Origin of the sequence: Thiofilum sp. (assembly GCF_016711335.1) — a bacterium.
Classification (GTDB): Bacteria; Pseudomonadota; Gammaproteobacteria; order Thiotrichales; family Thiotrichaceae; genus Thiofilum.
In genome coordinates, this window is the sequence record NZ_JADJTF010000001.1 from 3,221,408 (window position 1) to 3,237,308 (window position 15,901).

The window sequence follows — 15,901 nt, forward strand, 5'->3', positions numbered from 1 at the left end:
CTGCTTAGGATTGTCCAGAACCTGAAAGCTTTCCCGCCCGACGCGCAAAAATAATTAATGACTTACGCAAGCGCTCAATGGCAGCACTCAATAATTCCGTTTTGTCATAACCTTTAACTGCAACCGGAGTATCCATATCACCTTGACTGAGTTTCTCTACCACTTCGGTTAACTGCTCTAGCGGTTTAGAAATATGACGCGCCAACCAAAACGCTAATAGAGCCGACAATACTAAAACGATTAAAGCGATACCTAAAAAGCGCCATAACTCTGACCATACCTCAGCAAAAACCACTTTATCATTGGCAACCGCCACTAAAGTGCCTATGGTATCTTTGCCCGCATTTAGTTTAACAGGAAGGCTACTAATAAAATTCTTGCCCAGCATAAAAGAGCTAGGAGCTGCCTCTTTACTGAGACGATCTTTTAACTCAGGGTAATCTTGGAATAAATTAAAACCCGTTTTTAGATCGTTTGGTCCACCCCACATTTTTGTGCTATCGGGATGATAAAAATAAAAACCATCAGGTGATACAAAAAAGAGTTGTTGCCCTGCTATTTGAGAACTAGCTAATAAATCAATAACTTTATTGCCATTGGTGTTTAATAAAATCATGCCGTGTTGCTTCTTAGCACTATCAAACAGAGAAGTACCATAGCGAATACTAGGACGGGGTGGATTTTCCAATACTCCGGGGCTTTTTTCTTTCAGATCTAAAGGCGAAATATATAAGCCTCCTTCAGGCTGTTTAAGGCTTTCCGTTACAAAATAGCGACTCATTTTATTCAGCAATTCATTTTCTGGAATCACTTCTGCCTTATCATTAGTGAGCTGTATGCGCACCACCTCCATACCTTGCGTATCAATGAGGCGCACTTGATCGTAGATACCTCTATTTTGAGAAAACTGTTTAAAGCTATTGCGTAAATTAGTGAGCATTAATTGACGTGTGGCTTCATCACCTTTATTCACCGCTGCCATGTACAACCCGACATCATTGGAGTCACGCAGATAAAATAAATCACCCTGCACGCCCTGAAAGAACATTTGGATTTGCTCATTCACTAATGATAGCCGACTTTTTTGCTGTTCTATCGCATGCTCACGCAAAATAGCACTATTAGCATTGAGTGCGTAACTGCTTAACACAATTAAAGGTAAGAGACTGGCTAATAACAACGCTAATAAAATCTGAAACCGAATGCTATATAAATAGTTTTTCATAACTTCGCTCCCTCCTTGGTAGCTGCTACAATCATTGAATAAATTAAGGCAGATGAATTAAGGCATTAGCTCGCTGTTGAAACTGGGCTTTCTCCTGTTCTGAATCAAACTCAGAGAGCAATAAGGGAATTAATTGATTAATACTGCTACTATTGCTTTGCCATTCATTTACAGCATCCTCAAATACCCAACGTCCAGCCGGTCCCAAATAATGCACTAATAGCTCTTTTAATGCGTTTAATTGTTTTTGTACTTCAGCATCAATACGCAGTGGCTTAGTTTCTGTATTGGTTTTAATGACGGGAGCAGAAGCAGTTAAAGGAGTGCTCGGCTGAGAATTGGTGGGTTGAAGAGTAATAGCTTGAGTATTAGCCTTGAGTGCATCTAAAGATTTACCTACTAATGCTTTAATACTGAGGTGAATGAGAGGGATATTTACCTTTTTATCAGTCAGTAACAAAATAAAATACTGCTGCTCTAAAGGATAAATCACTAACATATGCTCTTCTAATATTAAATACAGCTCCTCATAAGGATGTTTAATCGCTTCTGCCGCATCAAACGTTTGCTCAATCATTTGTAAAACCGGCAGCAATAACACAGACTGCTCATCAGAAAAAGTAGACGCTATCATATGTTGTTGATGATAAACACAAACCGCATCGACTCCTTTTAGTGCACTTACACCCGCTAGTGCTTTGTTTACCATTAAATCTAACCTCCCAATAATGACTACGCTAATAATATTGTTTTAATGCCAGTGCATTACATCTAGCACTTTTTGAGCAATGTCCTGAGTGGCTACTCGCGCTTTAGTGGTAATACCTAAGGAATACTCTCCATCTGTTAGGATAATTAAATGTCCCGCTTGAGCATGTTTAAAAATAGCTTGATGAATAATGCCCATACTCGCTTGCTCACTAATATTGGGCAGCATACCGGATAAAAAAGCGATAAACTCATTTAAACCCTCATCTTCTATAGTACTGTGTAATACCTCCCCCATAGCCGTAGTCAAGGTATAGCCGCTCACTCCATTAATAGCGGGTAGCTGATTTAGATTATCTAGTGCTAAATTAGCGGACATAATGATCCTTTTTTAACTCTATCCATAAATAATAATTTAAAACTAAACGTTTAAGTAGTCCTTCAAAAGTTATCGAGTATTCCTTCCGCAGGCGCGGTGAATACATCCTTGTATACTTCAAGGCGGTATCCCTGCCGCCAAGACTGCTCCAGCAATAACCGATAACTTTCACTCAAGTACTGACCTCAAAACCCAAATGACGTATAGCTGCTTTAATTCCCATTTGAACCATAGGCAGATGCACTCTTTTTTCGGTTATCACTAACAACATATAATGATTCTGTAACTTATAAACTACAATTAAATGATTGCTTAGAGTAATACATAATTCATTATAATCTCTGTGCTTAGCTTCTAAATCATTAAACAATTGATCGAGAGCTGGAATAACCTGATTGACTTTATCTAGCTGAATGGGTAAAGGTGTTGCAGCTAATAACTGAGTATTACGATAAATACATGCACCTTGTACCCCCTGTAGCGCTTGTATTTTACTTAACACTAGCTGCATAGCATTTATCTCTCACTCGTCTTTCATGCCCATTGTAAAATATCCTCTACTTGTTGATTCAATAACTGAGGTGAATACCTTTTATCAAATACTAAACTGAGGGCTTGCTTATGCTCTTTGAAAAGCAAGACATTATGATCGTGCTTGCCTTTTAAAAGCACTTTCTGCACAGTCATTTTCATGACTGCTTCAAATTGAGTGGTTAATTGTGCGAGTAACAGCATCGTTTCTTGCTCTATTGTATTTATCCCCTTAGCGTGCAGTATCTCGCCTTGATCATTAATAATACTTAAGTCTATTACGCTGGCTAGTTCACTCATTTTTGCTAACATAGTATTCGTGATTGTTTGGCTAGCACTAACCGATTGAGTAATAGTGGGAGTATGATGAGCTAAAGGTGGGTTATTTAAGATCTCAAGCACTTGAGTTATTAAAAAAACAATATCTTGCTTAGCACGGGCATCAATAAAAAAAACTAAAGAAGTAATATTTAACTCATTAGCCCATTGGCGATAAATCTCAATCGCTCTTGGTTCTTTTTGATCATAATGGGTAATACCTATAATGGTATTATGCGGGCGAATAAATTTGGCAAAATACTCGGCATAATGCTGCATATCGCGGTAAGGATTATTACGGCTATGATCTACTAACAGAATGAGCGCATCCCCCTTGCTGATGAGAATATCCCACATAAAATCAAAGCGTTCCTGACCGGGAGTACCATAAATATGAATGGTTTTATCTTCAAGGTGTAACACCCCATAATCCATTGCCACCGTGGTACTCGCTTTACGACAGCGTGTCATATCACTGACCGCCGTATCGGTCGACACAGGCGCAGTATCTGTCACAGCCTGTACGGCTGTGGTTTTACCCGCTCCTACTGGACCCGTAACAATGACCTTATAGCTTTTCATCTAGCCTGACGCTCCGCTGTCCTAAAACTCCTTCTATGCTGAGAGTATAGAAATAATTAGAATAATTTTTGCTTTTTTTATTAGGACACTTAATAAAAGTAATCGTGCATTTTCTCCGCAACCGCTGAGAATACTTTCCTGTACGCTTCAAGGCGGCATCCTTGCCGCCAAGATTGCTCCAAAAACACACGCTTACTTTTAGCTAGGTATTTAAAGCTGGGCTGGCAGACTCTATCAGGGATGAGGTGAGGAGAAGCTAAGAAATAAATAGCAATGACAGTTTTTTAGAGTTAATTATAGCGGGAATAATAGGTAGGGTTTTGATGCAGATCGAGTGCCTTAGAGCACTCGATCTAGCCTAAGCTATACTAGCTCAAGATGCAGATTAACCTAATGCAGCTAACAGGGTTTCGGCATTACTGACTTCAAATTTGCCGCCCTCTTCGACATTCAGCACTTTGACCACGCCATCGTCTAACAGCATGGCATAGCGTTGTGAGCGCTCGCCACCAAAATCACCTGTAGGCAGTACTAAGCCCACTGCTTTAGTGAAAGCCGCACCGCCATCAGCAATCATAGTCAGATATTCCGCATTTTGGCTTTTGCCCCAAGCGTCCATGACAAAGGCATCATTGACTGAAAGACAAGCCACCAAATCAATGCCTTTAGCTTTGAATTGATCAAACGCTACGACATAACCGGGCAAATGGGCAGCAGAGCAGGTCGGGGTAAAAGCGCCGGGGAGCGCAAATAAAACCGCTTTTTTGCCTGCAAATAATTCACCCGTACCCACTGTTTTATGCCCATCAGCGGCGGCTACAGTTACGTTAACATCAGGAAGTTTATCGCCTACTTGAATCATCTGAATCGCTCCTATGCGGTGTTTAATGGTTAATAATGAACGGCTATGCTTAATGGCTCGGCATACTAGCATAGTCTGAAGCAGTCACTCATTTCCCTGTTATTCAGTCAGGAATAAAGTCTTAGCGCCAGAACATCGGACTCAGTAACACCAATACCGTAAATAACTCTAAACGCCCCATAATCATAGCAAAGGATAACCACCACTTAGAAAACTCATCCAACACCGCAAAGCTTGACGCTACCTCACCTAGACCTACTCCCATATTATTAAGGCAAGCAGCCACGGCTGAAAACGCGGTAACTTGATCATGCCCTGCTGCCATTAAGCCAAGCATAAAAATGACATAAGTTGCCACATACATGGCAGCAAAACCCCATACGGATTTAATAATCACTTCAGGCACGGGCTTATGATTGACTTTAATTAAAATCTGGGCTTTGGGATGAGCTAGTTGATTAATTTCTCGTCCCCCTTGTTTCATGAGGAGTAAAAAGCGAATCACTTTCATCCCCCCACTGGTAGAACCCGCACAACCACCAATCACGCTAACAAAGATTAATACAATAGGAATCACACTAGGCCAAACCGAATGATCTGCAATTAACAAGCCTGTAGAGGTCATAATTGAAATAACATGAAACAAGGCATAGCGTAAACTTTCCCAAACTCCATTATAAGTGCCATAAGCATATAAAATGGCGGCACACACTAAAGCAACGATTACGACTATTGCCAAATATAAACGAAACTCAGAATCATAAAAGTAAATGCGAATATTTTTAGTACGCCATACTAAAAAATGCAAACTAAAATTAACCCCTGCCAAAAACATAAAAACAATAGTAATATAATCAATCAGCGGACTATTAAAATAAATCATACTAGAGTCATGGGTAGAAAAGCCACCTGTTGATAATACAGAAAAAGCATGACATATCGCATCAAACCAAGTCATTCCTGCCCATTTATAAATCAGGGTGCAAATAAAAGTCAGGATTAAATAAATATACCAGAGTAATTTAGCGGTTTCGGTAATACGTGGCGTCAGCTTTTCATCTTTAACGGGGCCTGGTGCTTCCGCGCGATACAATTGCATCCCTCCTACCCCTAACATGGGCATTAAGGCTACCGCTAATACTAAAATCCCCATACCGCCTAACCAGTGTAACTCTAGCCGATAAAACACTAAGGAAGCAGGCAAACCGTCTAAACCCACAATAACGGTTGCTCCTGTGGTGGTAAACCCTGACACGGTTTCAAACACAGCACTCCCTAGACTCAGTTCTAAAGCTTGCGATAATAAAAAAGGCGCTGTACCCGCAGCACTTAAAGCAGACCAAAATAGTACGGCAATCAGGAAACCATCACGCAAGCGTAAATCACGTTTTTCGCGCCGAACGGGCAACCACAGGACTAAACCAATCGCAAAGATGATGCCAAAGCTATGGTAAAACGGTTGTAGTGCATGCGTAACATCATCCATCAGCCAGCCTACTAGTACGGGTGGCAACATACTGAAACTAAATATCATCAACAAAATGCCAATAATGCGTTGAATCGCTTTAAATTTCATTGAGCTGTCCTAGTAGATCGATAACCAAGCACATGCAATGCACCTATCCTAATATCGTTTTAATATCGTTGTCCTACAGCCTAGCACACGCTACGCAACTCGCTGTCCAGTAGTTGCGCAAACGGATGCAGCAGTCTATGCTGTTTCGCGCCATTTGTCCGCTCTGGCTGGCGTATTTCAGCCGCACCGCTTTGTATAATATTAAGGTTGTCTATGTCTACCACCACGTCGTCCTCAGTGATTCGAGGCCCTTTGATTGCCTTATTAGGGTATTTTGTATTTTCTACTCATGATGCAATTGTTAAATCATTAGAAAACTACTCGGTATTTCAAACTATCTTTTTCGCTATGTTGTTTGGTTATGTGCCTTTTTCATTAGCACGTATTACCGATAAACGCCTCACCACGCTAAGACCTAATAATCCTGCTTTAGTGATATTACGTTCAGCATTAATGGTTGGGGCGATGTGTTTTGCTTTTATTGCCTTTTCTATACTGCCCATGGTGCAAGTATATGTCTTACTCTTCACGACTCCCGTGATGATTTCATTACTGGCTATACCGATATTAGGAGAGAAAATTCACTTTCAACGTTGGACTGCCATTATATTAGGCTTAATAGGGGTCATCATAGTTTTAAGGCCTACTCCTGAATCATTAGAATGGGGGCATATATTTAGTTTAATTTCAGCTTTTTGTGGCGCTAGTGCCTCTATTATTTCACGTAAAATTGGCAATCAAGAAAGCTCAGCGACACTCATTCTCTTTCCTTTATTATTTAATGTATTAATTGCCGGTGCTACTCTATACTTTGTTTATAAACCTATGCCCTTTAATGATTTAATGGCTATGTTTGCAGTGGGAGTACTAGGTTTATTAGGGCAGTTATTAGTATTAAACTCGTATCGTTTATCACCCGCTGCTTTTGTAGCCCCCATGCAATATAGTCAACTGATCTGGGCGGTGTTGTTTGGGTTTATATTTTTCAATGAGTCTATTGATCAATGGGTGGTGGTTGGCTCAATCATTACTATTGCATCGGGTGTGATGATTGTATGGCGTGAGGCAGTCGCGTCTAAAACTCAACCTAATTTAAATACGCCTAATCCTAGAATTACTATGGATGATGGCTCATTGCCCAACCCGCCCGATTAAAGCCTTACGGCTTGGAGGAGTGAGTATGCAGGAAGAGCTGGTTGTTATTCGTGATTTTATTGCGAGTTGCCCTCCGTTTGATCAACTCGCGGAGCCTGCCTTAACTCAACTCACGCCTCAATGGGTGATTCGCTATCTGCGCCGAGGCAGTGCTTTTCCCCCTCACTCCACGCCACACTACTGGCTTATTCGTCGAGGGGCTATTGAAATCCGTGACGCGGATAATCAATTACTAGAAAAACTAGCCGAAGGGGATAGTTATAGCGCTGATTGCTTGAGTGCTCCTAGTGCTATACAGACAAAGGCTCACACCAGTGAAGATACCCTGCTTTATGCGTTACCCTTGCCCGCTTTAGCAGCTTTATGGCAGCAACACCCTACACTACATCAACTCATGCTAGCTGATTTAGGGCAACGCATCGCGCACGCTCATCAGCGCGTCTTGCCTAGTATTGAGCGTAATCTATTGAGCTTAGCGCTTAAAGATTTGCTACACCGTCCGGCGGTTAGTATGGAGGCTGATACGCCCTTACAAACAGCCGCTCAGTATATGGTAGCACAACGGGTTTCTGCTTTATTGGTGACTCAAGATCAACGCTTATGTGGCATTCTCACCGACCGTGATTTACGCAGTCGTGCACTGGCTCAGGGGCTAGCATTTTCTACACCGATTAGTGCCATTATGACACCCAATCCCCTGACTTTAAGCCCTGAACAACCTTGTGCAGACGCCCTAACGCTCATGACCGAACGCGGTATACATCATTTACCTATTAGCCTGAATGGTGAGCTGTATGGCTTAGTCAGTAGTAGCGATTTATTGCAATTACAAAGCCGTAATAGTCTGTATCTAGCGGATCGTATGCGCCGCTCTCCCCATAGAGAGAGCCTGATTAGCTTAGCGCATGAATTACCTGAACTATGGTTTAGCATTGCGCAGCGTGGTGAAAATCCCTTACTGTTAGGTCGACTGATTAGCACGATTGCTGATACCTTAACACAACGCCTATTAGTCTTAGCCGAGCAACAACTAGGAGAACCACCTATCCCCTATGCGTGGATCGCCTACGGTTCGCAAGGTCGTCATGAACTCACCTTACACTCTGATCAAGATAATGCCTTAATCCTCGCCGATAGCTATGATGTATCTCAGCATGGTTCCTATTTTGAACAACTAACACGCTACGTCTGTGAAGGCTTAGCCGCCAGTGGTTTTATCCTTTGTCCGGGTAATATGATGGCGATGAATCCACAATGGCGTTTACCTGTACAGGCATGGCTAGACTTATTTGCTGACTGGATCTATCACACCGATGCACATAAGGCACGGCTTGCTACTAATCTATTTGATTTACGCTATGTAGCAGGCAGTGCTGATCTTGTGCCACTGTTGCGCACTTATGTGGAGGAGCATGGGGCTAGTGCGCCACTACAACACTATCTAGCTCATAATACTGCCACGCCTAGCGTGCAACCCTTGGGATTTTTCCGCCACTATGTTTTAACCACTCATGCTGAAAACACTCAGCTCGACCTTAAACCATCAGCACTATTACCCCTGATTAGCTTGGCTCGCATTTATGCGTTGAATAGTGCTAGTAGCGAGGTCAATACCGTGGCACGTTTTCAGTGGGCAGCGCATCAAGGATTATTGAGTGCTAGCGGTGCACAAGAACTCATACAAGCCTTTGCATTAGCCCTAAACCTGCGCACTCAACATCAAGTACAGCAATATGCTCAGGGCTTAGCGTTAACTAACGTACTCTCGGTGCAAACCTTAAGTACACAGGATAAACAGGCACTGCGCGATGTGTTTAAGCTGATAGCGCTACATCAACACCGTATCAGACAAGCTTATTTAAAGGGCTAAACTCATGCAGCAGTTCCTCAGCGCTTTACACCGCGCATGGTTAAGCAAACGCTTAAAGCATCAGACTCAAGCACAGCCCTTATTAACTTACCTAAATACCCCTAGTCCTAATCTCCAAGATACTTGGCAACAAGGCGCTTACTTAGTATTAGATTTAGAGACCAGTGGCAGTGATCCTCTACACGACGATATTTTAAGTTTTGGTTGGGTGATTATCAGGCAGGAACATATTGAGCTAGCTAGCGCCCGTCATTATTTAGTACAAGCACGGCGCTTATTACGGGAGCGCAATGTCGCCATTCACCATATTACCGACGATCAAGCCGCTCAAGGACACCCCCTCACCGAAGTACTCACCCTATTTTTAACCGCTTTAAGTGGAAAATTATTAGTTGCCCACTATGCGCCCACCGAATTAGGCTTTATTAAGCAAGCGTGTCTTAATTGCTTCGGTGCAAAACCACCTATCCCTACTCTAGATACCCTGCAACTTGCTCGCCGCCATCCTGCTACACGCCATCATAGTTTGCGTTTGGTTGCCCTACGGTCGCATTATCACTTACCACGTTATGCCCTACATAATGCTTTAAGTGATGCACTCGCTACGGCTGAATTATTATTAGCTCAGCTCAATACTAGCCCCACCCTAGCGAACCTTCCCCTTAAAGACTTAATCACGCATACCTAAGTACTTAATTGCTCACGTAACCATTCTGGGCGATTAGTCGTAATCGATTGCACACCACAAACTATAAGCTGACGCGCCAAATTAGGCTCATCCACGGTCCACACATGCCACTCAAAGCCTTGCGCTAAGAGGGGTTCAATCCATTCTGGACTCATATTAGGATGAGCGAAGGTACTGACTCCATCGGCTTGAATAGTGTGTAAGGTATGCATAATAGAGGTAGTTGAGGGAGTTAAAGCACCCTGTTCATCTAGCTCTAACTCGGTTAACCAACAGGCGGTCCATTCGGGAGCTTGGCGTTTTAACTCAGCAATAACTTGAGCATCAAACGCAATAAACATCACCTGCTCAGTGCTCAAACCGGATTTTATGACCTGCTCTAATGCGCTAAATACAATCTCTACGCCACACTTTAACTCAATCACCATACGCTTATTAGTAGGCACTAAAGCTAATACTTGCTCTAGCGTAGGTATAGCAGGAAATATTTGTTGCAAGCTAGATAAGGTAGTCTCAGCGACGATATAGCGTTGTCCTTGTTGTTCTAATACCTCATCGTGCACACACACAATCTGTCCATCAAGCGTGAGATGAAAATCGCCCTCAATGCCATCAGCCCCCTGCTCCCACGCCAAACGAAACGCTGCTAGAGTATTTTCAGGTGCATCATGCGAAGCCCCCCGATGCGCGATTAAGGGGATTAGCGGCCATTTAGTAGACATTATTGAGGCTCCTCACTCACTTGACACACCGCACAACTGAGTAATAAGGCATTATTCAAAAGCGGCAAAACCTTTTCCGGCTTATCGATGAAAGGGTTGCGAATGCTATGTTTGTTATATACCCAATCATTATAAGCAAACTCCCACGCACTCGGACTATCGACCTTAGCCCAGTGAATTAGCGTCTGTAGATGACGATCATATAGCTCACGAATATCATAAATCAGCACCATATATAAAATAGCACGAGCCACATCACCGCGATTACGCGAGGGGATCACCCATTCATTATCCGCATCAAAGCCCGTATTGGTGAAACTATCCGCGTGCAGCGTGAGATTAAACGGACGCACGACCCGATCCCCGTCCATATCAAAGGCAAAACTAGAACGCTTAGCATTTAAACCGCGCTCTGAGGGCGCAAAATTAAAGGGATTGACAGTGGCGCCATTGCGTACATTGCGCGGGATATGGGGCTTAGTTGCTAAATACTGATCTAAAAAGGTACGCGGGATAATATGTTCAATGCTATGACGCTGTTTTTGATATAACTCATCCACCGGAACCGTGCCATAAATCGCCGGAACCCAACCGTAAGCGGTATCAAAGAAGAATGACCAAAAGTTTTCCCACTTCTCTCTAGCATCCCATTGGCTAAAATGTTTAGGTGATTGAAACACGCCCCCTGCTAGATCAATAAAGTCTTGGCGCGTCATTACTGTTTCAGTATCTAAACGGGTGTGCAGACGAATAGTACGTTTCACTTCCGGTAGATTGGCATAATCTACTACCGCACGAATATCGACCTTGACCTGTCCATGATCGGATTGCAGGCGATTGGGTATGCCGTCACTATCTAAATGATCATGGAGTGCTTGATAATGGGCGACTTCAGCGCGTGCATTAGGATTTTGATTATTCAGGCTATTAGACACCAAAATATAATCCAGCACCGTTCCATCGCCTTTAAACAGATGCGTATGCGGGCGAGCACGATTACGCATATTAGGCGCTAGATTAAACGTATCTTGGAGCTTAAAACGATGCAGATACCCCTTAGCCTCCTCCGGCCAGAGCGCATAATCGAGTCCTCCAGCTTCATAGATGCGCTCACCCATCGTCAAAGCAGCCAGCGGTGTTGAGTGCTCTTCATCATTCAAATCCCCCATGACGACTACAGGTAAGCGCTCATTATTTAATAAAGCATTGCTAATATGATGATAGAGAATGGTAGCCTCAGCCCCGCGCTGTAATAAAGCCGCAATATTACCGCGTGATAACTGTTGCATAGTGTGATGAATACGATCTAGCCAAGGCACTTCATCAGGATAGGCTTGGGCAGGCGGCAATAAGGGACGCTTCGATTTAAGGTGTACGACATAGGCTTGTACCAGACCTAAATCGGGCGTGTCTAAAATGACGCAAATCGGTTGTCGGCTAAAACGAAAATCAGGCGCTAGACGTAAGTCCTGTAATACTGCAGCGGGAATCTCTACTGTTTGCACAGTTTGAATCGGTAATTTGGCTGCTAATGCCACAATAGGCTTAATATAAACTTGAGCATCGGCCTCTAACGCAGCAGGCTCATCGACTTGAATAAAAGTGCTATACCCTGCTTGCTCTACGAGTGCCTTTAATTCTGGAACAGAAAATACTTCCTGAAACCCCACCACATCAGCATCCATTTGGCGCAAGCGCTGCAATACCCAACGGCATTTTTGCTCCCATTCTTCAGGTGTGTAGGTATTAATAGCTTGGCGCTCATACCAAAAAAACGGTGGCTTTAAAAACTGAAACAGATTGAAAGTGGCAAATTTCATGCAGGTTCTGCTCTACTGACAGCGATAGCGCAACATAGCATTGATCAGGCAATCTGCACAAATTCTCCAAATCAGCCTCAATACCCTTGCACAGCCTAATGCTACAGTAACTAATCATAAGTACTTAAGCCAAAGTAATCCTGCATTTCCTCCACAGACGCTATAAATACGTCCGTGTACGCTTTAAGGCGGCCTCCCTGCCGCCAAGACTGCTCCAGAAACACACGATTACTGTTAGCTAGACACTTAGCGCTAAAAAACTTACAACACACTATAACTAGGTTAACCACTATGGCAACTCTACCCAACTCTTCTATTCCACAACAGACTGCTTTACACCGCGCACAACGCTCATTACTGCTGCCCCGTATTATCCACCATCCCTACCCTAGCAATCGCATACAACGCGAAACGCATTGGGCGCAACGCCTCAACTCACTCTTTGCTAAACAACGTTATTAAGCCTGAAAATTTTAATCACTGTGATTGAATATTTGGCTGCGTCTAGAGTCTAAGCCCCAACTATGGGAGCACTTGACGATGAAACGTTTATTTTTAGCAGCACTTTTAACTGTACCACTTAATTTAACTTTACCACTCAATGCCTTAGCTAATGACACCGACTTAGAAACTCAATTAGCGGAAGCATTTATGGCGTATGACTTAAGCTGTGGTGCAGCGATACCTCATGCAGCACGGGCTTATCAGAGCTACCAACAGCTTAAGCGTATTGAAACCTATCAACTCAATCATAAACCTCTGCCCTTTACTACTGGCACTAGCTCAGTAGCGGGCGGAGGGTTAATCCTTTTCACTCAGCCCCCTAGCTATGGTTATGTATTAGGCGGAGGGTCGAGTGTATTAGAAGTGTATACCACGCATGATTTAAAACGCGCAGCGCTATTTTACATGGTGACCTCTGAAGGCCAGGGCCGTTAGAGTTATTACTTTTAAACCAACATAGCTCACCTCCTACTCTGCATTGCCTCACATTGGACACACCAGAGGATCTCAATAAGGGGGGCTGGAAAATGGAATATAGCTTGCCGGTTAATTTTAATATCAATGACTTAGGCAAAGGGATAATTTATACACGAGCGGATATTGAAGATGCGATGGGGCAAACTCAAACATTATGGTTTGCCTATTACACTCAGGATGGTGGTAATACTTGGAGTAAGCCCGAACGTTTAATGCAAGCGCCGCCTAGTACGGTTGCAGGTCTGTATCAAAAAGCTCAAACCCACTAAAAAGTGGCTCTCAGCTAGGTTGTATAATTTTGATACAAAACTTGTGATTACTATCACAGCACTAGCGTGATTTTTATTACAGTATCAGCCGTCTGAATATGGGATAGTGAAGTCATCAGTAAGGCAATCACATTACAAGGAGCATCGTATGAAACCCTCTATCTTTTCTTGGGCAACTGTTACTACTACTTTAGGCATGGGTGCATTAACATTAGCCTTAGCTACCCCCGCTTCAGCCGCTAATTATATTCAAACTAAATCGATTGATTTTGCAGGCAGTGCTTGTGCTGCGGCATCAGTTAGCGCCCGTGGCAATAGTGAAACGCTGATGATTTTCCGTAATTGGCGCTCAGTGGGCAATGATCGGAGTAATTGCGCGATTAGTATTCCAGTGAAAGTACCGCGTGGTGTGCAGGTAGGATTACCCACCGTGACTTATAAAGGTTCTACTACCCCTGCTCTACTCACTTCGGAAGTGTTTTTTGCGGGTGATCTGACTACAGCTAAAAAGCTCAATGTACGCAATACTTTCACTAAAACCGATAAAACCATTGCTTGGAGTGGGTGCGGTGAGGATGTGAATATTCGCGTGAATGCTGCCCTGATGACTGACTATGGAGTCGGTAGAATTAGCAGCATTACTTTAAGCAAACTACCGACCCGTGCTTGTCGTTAAAAGTAGTTAATGGCATGAATCAGCCTAGCCTGAGTGGTGATGACTCCTCAGGTTAGGTTTTAAGTGCTCCCACCTTATGCGGCCATTTTCTCACTGACCACTGCATATAATTGCTCATAGCGCTCCATCACTTTTGCACCAAATAGAGGATCTTCTGCATTGAGCAGGCTATTTTCTAGGGCATTCCAATGATTAGGCTTCAGATGCTTTTGGATGAGTGGGAAGATAATACCCTCTTCTAAATTCATGTGCTGCTTTTGTGCTGCAATAAACTCATTGATTTTAGCCACTAAACCATCACGCAATACAATAGCATCATCATACAATACCCCTTTAATCAAGGCTTGAAAGGTTAAGGTATCATTAGGCAGTTGATGATGTTGGGCGAGTAACTCCGTCAGGGTATCAGCATTCTCTGAAGTACACTCTGCTAGCACAGCATAAACGCGATCTTCTTTTGGATGGTGCACATAATCCGAATAACGCTCAATATAATCCGCAATATCTAGGATTAACCACAAATTAGCATCATCGCCCTCAGCTAAATAGTGCACTTGCTCTTCTAACAAGCCCAATAAAGTCGCTAGATTGATATGATCTTGATGTAGATCCGCTAGAATCTTGTGCATGATTACGACTCCTTCAGTGGAAAATTTAAATAACAAAGTCTTATTTAATGTCCATGCAAGTTTTACGCCTAAAACCTGTAGGGTTATCTAAGGAGTAGTATAGTGCGAATCTATCCCCAACGATACCAATCTTCTATGTCTAAAGTTCTCGACCAATAGTCAATTAGGGCTTGATCTCGTGTTTCATCAAACACTTGATTCAGACACATATCGAGCAATAAAGCAGCAGCCGCTTCCATACCCACCATGCGATAGGGTGCAAACAGATCCGGCATTTCAAACAAAGTAGCCACCATGAGGGCTTGAGCCGCATTCATCACCTGATTAGCTCGCAATAGCTTTTCAGGAAACATAGCTTTGGTCATTTGCAAACAACCAATATGCTCCACTACCTGACCAATTAATGCAGCTTGTTGCAGCTTATGTAACTCGTCATAGCTGCGATATAGCTCAATATCCACCAGCATCCCAATCGGTACAGAACGCAATTGGGACAAAATGCCTCCAATCACATGTTCTGCAAAATTATCCCGCTGCGCCAAAGGAATACTAGGATAAAGCGCCAATAGCTCACCCTTGATTTGAGCCAATACAGGGCGGTTGGGGGATAAATTAGCGCGTTCGGTTTCCGGCATTTGATACTGATGCAATACAAACGCGGCTTGCCATGCAATCAGGTAATTATTTTCATCCAGTCCGGGCTGACGCAGGATAATCTCATGTGCCTCACGCCCCTCTTTCCCTGCCATCTTGACACTCGAACTCACGGTTAGACTGGCATCGTACACAATCTCGAAGCCAAACCCACTGATTTGGGTAGCACGATCTAATAGAGTTTGGGTACTTGCGGGATAAATTTTCATAACACACTGCCTTGAGCCAAAGGGGTGGGTATTATAACGCTGTCTTT

18 protein-coding genes are annotated in these 15,901 nt (G+C 43.2%); 7 read left to right on the forward strand and 11 right to left on the reverse strand.

Going from position 1 to position 15,901, the window contains the following annotated elements; genetic code table 11:
- Window positions 1-4 precede the first annotated feature (4 nt).
- The 7 genes from IPL34_RS15180 to IPL34_RS15210 form a co-directional block, all read right to left on the reverse strand.
- Window positions 5-1,225: a cache and HAMP domain-containing protein gene (locus IPL34_RS15180; RefSeq protein ID WP_296842293.1), complete on the reverse strand. Its 1,221-nt coding sequence runs from the start codon at window positions 1,223-1,225 to the stop codon at window positions 5-7.
- 43 nt (window positions 1,226-1,268) lie between these two features.
- On the reverse strand, window positions 1,269-1,934 hold the full coding sequence (locus tag IPL34_RS15185; RefSeq protein ID WP_296842294.1) for a hypothetical protein: 666 nt from the start codon (window positions 1,932-1,934) through the stop codon (window positions 1,269-1,271).
- A 42-nt stretch (window positions 1,935-1,976) separates the two neighbouring features.
- Window positions 1,977-2,312, reverse strand: a complete 336-nt coding sequence (locus IPL34_RS15190) for a hypothetical protein (RefSeq protein WP_296842295.1) — start codon at window positions 2,310-2,312, stop codon at window positions 1,977-1,979.
- Between the two features lie 172 nt (window positions 2,313-2,484).
- Window positions 2,485-2,823, reverse strand: coding sequence for a hypothetical protein (locus tag IPL34_RS15195; RefSeq protein ID WP_296842296.1), 339 nt, complete (start codon window positions 2,821-2,823; stop codon window positions 2,485-2,487).
- Between the two features lie 23 nt (window positions 2,824-2,846).
- Window positions 2,847-3,743, reverse strand: a complete 897-nt coding sequence (locus IPL34_RS15200) for an ATP/GTP-binding protein (RefSeq protein WP_296842297.1) — start codon at window positions 3,741-3,743, stop codon at window positions 2,847-2,849.
- 385 nt (window positions 3,744-4,128) lie between these two features.
- Window positions 4,129-4,605 (reverse strand): peroxiredoxin, encoded by a 477-nt coding sequence (locus IPL34_RS15205; RefSeq protein ID WP_296842298.1) that lies wholly within the window; start codon window positions 4,603-4,605, stop codon window positions 4,129-4,131.
- A gap of 121 nt (window positions 4,606-4,726) precedes the next feature.
- A complete protein-coding gene (locus IPL34_RS15210) occupies window positions 4,727-6,181 on the reverse strand; it encodes a TrkH family potassium uptake protein (protein ID WP_296842299.1) in 1,455 nt (484 codons plus the stop codon).
- A gap of 213 nt (window positions 6,182-6,394) precedes the next feature.
- Here IPL34_RS15210 and IPL34_RS15215 point away from each other — a divergent pair, with 213 nt between their 5' ends.
- Genes IPL34_RS15215 through IPL34_RS15225 form a run of 3 tightly spaced genes read left to right on the forward strand, consistent with a single transcriptional unit; the run spans window position 6,395 to window position 9,894 of the window.
- Entirely contained in the window at window positions 6,395-7,336 is a 942-nt protein-coding gene (locus IPL34_RS15215; RefSeq protein WP_296842300.1) for a DMT family transporter, read from the forward strand.
- Entirely contained in the window at window positions 7,305-9,206 is a 1,902-nt protein-coding gene (locus tag IPL34_RS15220; protein WP_296842301.1) for a DUF294 nucleotidyltransferase-like domain-containing protein, read from the forward strand. Before IPL34_RS15215 ends, IPL34_RS15220 begins: the two co-directional genes overlap by 32 nt.
- Window positions 9,207-9,210: 4 nt before the next feature.
- Window positions 9,211-9,894, forward strand: a complete 684-nt coding sequence (locus IPL34_RS15225) for a 3'-5' exonuclease (protein WP_296842302.1) — start codon at window positions 9,211-9,213, stop codon at window positions 9,892-9,894.
- Here IPL34_RS15225 and IPL34_RS15230 read toward each other — a convergent pair.
- Together IPL34_RS15230 and IPL34_RS15235 are read right to left on the reverse strand one after the other, a co-directional pair.
- Window positions 9,891-10,616 carry a glycerophosphodiester phosphodiesterase family protein gene (locus tag IPL34_RS15230; protein ID WP_296842303.1) on the reverse strand — a complete coding sequence of 242 codons (726 nt, stop codon included), beginning with the start codon at window positions 10,614-10,616 and terminating at the stop codon, window positions 9,891-9,893. The genes IPL34_RS15225 and IPL34_RS15230 overlap by 4 nt on opposite strands.
- Window positions 10,616-12,436: an endonuclease gene (locus IPL34_RS15235; RefSeq protein WP_296842304.1), complete on the reverse strand. Its 1,821-nt coding sequence runs from the start codon at window positions 12,434-12,436 to the stop codon at window positions 10,616-10,618. Before IPL34_RS15235 ends, IPL34_RS15230 begins: the two co-directional genes overlap by 1 nt.
- Before the next feature lie 291 nt (window positions 12,437-12,727).
- Between IPL34_RS15235 and IPL34_RS15240 the strand changes: the two genes are divergently transcribed.
- From IPL34_RS15240 to IPL34_RS15255, 4 genes are all read left to right on the forward strand, one after another.
- Window positions 12,728-12,898, forward strand: coding sequence for a hypothetical protein (locus IPL34_RS15240; RefSeq protein WP_296842305.1), 171 nt, complete (start codon window positions 12,728-12,730; stop codon window positions 12,896-12,898).
- Between the two features lie 78 nt (window positions 12,899-12,976).
- Complete coding sequence (locus tag IPL34_RS15245) at window positions 12,977-13,375, forward strand: hypothetical protein (protein WP_296842306.1); 399 nt, start codon at window positions 12,977-12,979, stop codon at window positions 13,373-13,375.
- A 92-nt stretch (window positions 13,376-13,467) separates the two neighbouring features.
- Entirely contained in the window at window positions 13,468-13,686 is a 219-nt protein-coding gene (locus IPL34_RS15250; RefSeq protein WP_296842307.1) for a hypothetical protein, read from the forward strand.
- 148 nt (window positions 13,687-13,834) lie between these two features.
- Window positions 13,835-14,362 carry a DUF4360 domain-containing protein gene (locus tag IPL34_RS15255; protein WP_296842308.1) on the forward strand — a complete coding sequence of 176 codons (528 nt, stop codon included), beginning with the start codon at window positions 13,835-13,837 and terminating at the stop codon, window positions 14,360-14,362.
- Between the two features lie 74 nt (window positions 14,363-14,436).
- Here IPL34_RS15255 and IPL34_RS15260 read toward each other — a convergent pair whose 3' ends face one another.
- Both IPL34_RS15260 and IPL34_RS15265 read right to left on the reverse strand, forming a co-directional pair.
- On the reverse strand, window positions 14,437-14,991 hold the full coding sequence (locus tag IPL34_RS15260; RefSeq protein WP_296842309.1) for a hemerythrin domain-containing protein: 555 nt from the start codon (window positions 14,989-14,991) through the stop codon (window positions 14,437-14,439).
- A 110-nt stretch (window positions 14,992-15,101) separates the two neighbouring features.
- The gene (locus IPL34_RS15265; RefSeq protein ID WP_296842310.1) at window positions 15,102-15,854 is read right to left on the reverse strand and encodes a hypothetical protein; all 753 of its coding nucleotides are present in this window, start codon (window positions 15,852-15,854) and stop codon (window positions 15,102-15,104) included.
- Window positions 15,855-15,901: the final 47 nt, after the last annotated feature.